The 1,713-nt window shown below is 68.1% G+C and carries 4 protein-coding genes; 3 read left to right on the forward strand and 1 reads right to left on the reverse strand.

Annotation, left to right across the window (positions count from 1 at the left end):
• The 3 genes from ABTU92_RS30095 to ABTU92_RS30105 all read left to right on the forward strand — a co-directional run.
• Positions 1–346 (forward strand): hypothetical protein (locus tag ABTU92_RS30095; RefSeq protein WP_408095200.1); only part of this gene is annotated, 346 nt, incomplete at its 5' end.
• Positions 343–789, forward strand: a complete 447-nt coding sequence (locus tag ABTU92_RS30100) for a hypothetical protein (RefSeq protein ID WP_408095201.1) — start codon at positions 343–345, stop codon at positions 787–789. The genes ABTU92_RS30095 and ABTU92_RS30100, both read left to right, overlap by 4 nt.
• Before the next feature lie 26 nt (positions 790–815).
• The gene (locus ABTU92_RS30105) at positions 816–1,061 is read left to right on the forward strand and encodes a hypothetical protein (protein WP_408095202.1); all 246 of its coding nucleotides are present in this window, start codon (positions 816–818) and stop codon (positions 1,059–1,061) included.
• Positions 1,062–1,146: 85 nt separating this feature from the next.
• On the opposite strand, the gene ABTU92_RS30110 is transcribed toward ABTU92_RS30105, so the two are convergent.
• Complete coding sequence (locus tag ABTU92_RS30110; RefSeq protein ID WP_408095203.1) at positions 1,147–1,422, reverse strand: hypothetical protein; 276 nt, start codon at positions 1,420–1,422, stop codon at positions 1,147–1,149.
• Between the last annotated feature and the right edge of the window lie 291 nt (positions 1,423–1,713).

The following is a 1,713-nucleotide window of genomic DNA, read 5'->3' on the forward strand; positions in this document are numbered from 1 at the left end:
CAGCCAGGCGCTGCTCGCCACCTTCCGGGCCGTCGAGGTCGAGGCCTACCAGACGCTCGCCAAGACCTACGCCACCATGATGGACGCGGCGACGAAGTCGCCGCTGGTCCGCGCCGTGTGGGCCGCCGTGACGCTCTCGCAGCTCGCGGTGCTGCTCTGGCACCAGGTCGGGATCCCGGCGCTCGTCTACGTGACGGGCGAGCGCTATCCGTCCAGCGGCACCACGGTCGATTGGGCCTATGCGCTCGTGTTCGGCTGCCTCGGTCTCGGGCCCATGGTGATGCGCTCCGGGCCGACCGGGCCCGGCGGGCTGGCCGACACACTCAAGCGGGCGATCGGTCGATGACGATCGAGGTGGTCTGGATCTCCATCCTGGTCGCGGCGTGCAGCGCCGCGGCCGGCTGGGCGGGCTATCTGCTCAATCGCCGGAAGGCGCACGACGACAGCATGGCCGCCTCGGCCGGCGGCCGCATCACGGCGCAGACGGCGCACGATCTCGCCATCCGCGTCGGCAACGACCTGGTCGACCATCTGCGCGACTTCACCGACCACCGGGTGCGCATCGCGGCCGAGCTCGCCGAGCTGCGCACCAGCAGTGCCGCGACCTCGCGGGCCTTCGAGGCGACCGAGGCGCGGATCGAGCGCTCGATCGCCGCCGTGCACACGGACATGCGAGAGGGCTTCGCGGCTGTCGGCGACCGTCTCGACCGCGTCGCCGGCCGCATCGACGCGATCCAGCAATCCGAGATCAGCCGCCACGCGGGCCTCGCCCGCGGCGACGGCGCCTGATCCACAGCCAGTCACTGGAGCAGATTATGAGCGACGACATCGCGGACCTCGGCGGCGGGAAATTCGGCCGGCGCGCCGTCACCTCGCCGGCCGAAGATCAGGACCCGATCTTCGACCACGCCAACGGAAAGAAGACGTCGGTGTCGGCGAACAGCGGCGCTGCCGGCCGTTGGAAGAGCGCGAAGATTTTCCTGGAGACGTATGTGCACGCCGAGAACGCCGGCCGCCTGGTGGCCGATCGGTTCAACTCCCAGCGCTACGCCAATTTGTGAGCCCCACCACCGCAGGCGCGCAAGCTATCGTTTAGGCTGCGCTTTTCGCCCAATTCCGGGAATTTCCCGTATTTCCCCGCGGCCGTCAGCGCGTCTGGTTCTGGCCGCCGGGGTCCTGCCGCGCGGCCGCCGCGGCCGCACGGGCCTCGCGCAGGTCCGAAAGCACCCGCTGCTCGAACAGCGACCGCTTGAGCGCCCGGTGGGCGAGACCAGCGAGAACGAACGCGAAGACCCACACCAGAACGCTGGCGAGCAGGTTGGCCATCACGACGAGGGGCGTCGCCAGGCAGGCCAGAAACGTCGCGAGCTTCAGTCCGGCGCCGTAGCCGGACAGCGCGATCCAGAACGGCAGCATCACCATGACGAAGACGAACAAGCAAGCAAAGAAGACCAGAGCCCCGGACTCAACGGCACCACCTCCCGCGCATCGAACACCTGGTTGACCGGACGACTATACCCATCGCCTCGCGCGATGGAACGCCTCGCAGCTCGGAGGCCAGCTTCCGGTTGTCGATAAGCCCGGCTCAGGCGCAACGGAACGCGAACGAACGGTGGGGGCGACGCATGTAGCGGACCTCCGCTACCATTCAATAAAATCAATGACTTAACAGATTTCGAGACCGTTACCAACGGTCCCGCCACCCCGTTTCTC

Source organism: Rhodoplanes sp. SY1 (genome assembly GCF_046000175.1).
Lineage (GTDB): Bacteria > Pseudomonadota > Alphaproteobacteria > Rhizobiales > Xanthobacteraceae > Rhodoplanes.

Coding starts and splice junctions, on each gene's coding strand:
- ABTU92_RS30105 (WP_408095202.1), top strand. CDS start 816: ATGAGCGACGACATCGCGGACCTCGGCGGCGGGAAATTCGGCCGGCGC.
- ABTU92_RS30100 (WP_408095201.1), top strand. CDS start 343: ATGACGATCGAGGTGGTCTGGATCTCCATCCTGGTCGCGGCGTGCAGC.
- ABTU92_RS30110 (WP_408095203.1), bottom strand. CDS start 1,422: ATGGTGATGCTGCCGTTCTGGATCGCGCTGTCCGGCTACGGCGCCGGA.